Annotated in this window: 1 pseudogene; it reads left to right on the plus strand. The window is 40.4% G+C overall.

The window, feature by feature from the left end:
* Nucleotides 1-111: 111 nt before the first annotated feature.
* Nucleotides 112-359: pseudogene (locus BCT81_RS03560) on the plus strand (lytic murein transglycosylase); the annotation flags it as partial.

Raw genomic sequence — 359 nt, forward strand, 5'->3', positions numbered from 1 at the left:
TAGATGAAGTGTTAAATATTAATAATATTTACACTCAATTCCTTTACATTTTATGTGATGTCGGGCGTAAATAGATTTCACGTATTCATACACGCACTAAGGAAAGAGCGAATGTTTTTCCGAATTGGTAATACGAAGGTTGCTGTGGCTGCATCGGCAATCTTGTCTTCAGTTTCACTGGCTCCAATGGCTATGGCTAGCAATGCCTCAGAGTTAGAAATGCAGCGTGATGTTTATGATAGAGCGCAAGAGGTTTTAGACAGCCGTGATCTAAAAGCTTATTCAGCACTGCGCAGCAAAATTCAAACATACCCTCTCACGCCTTACACCGATTATCGTGCTTTTCTTATTGGCTTAGG

Origin of the sequence: Vibrio sp. 10N.261.52.A1 (assembly GCF_002876325.1) — a bacterium.
GTDB lineage: Bacteria > Pseudomonadota > Gammaproteobacteria > Enterobacterales > Vibrionaceae > Vibrio > Vibrio chagasii.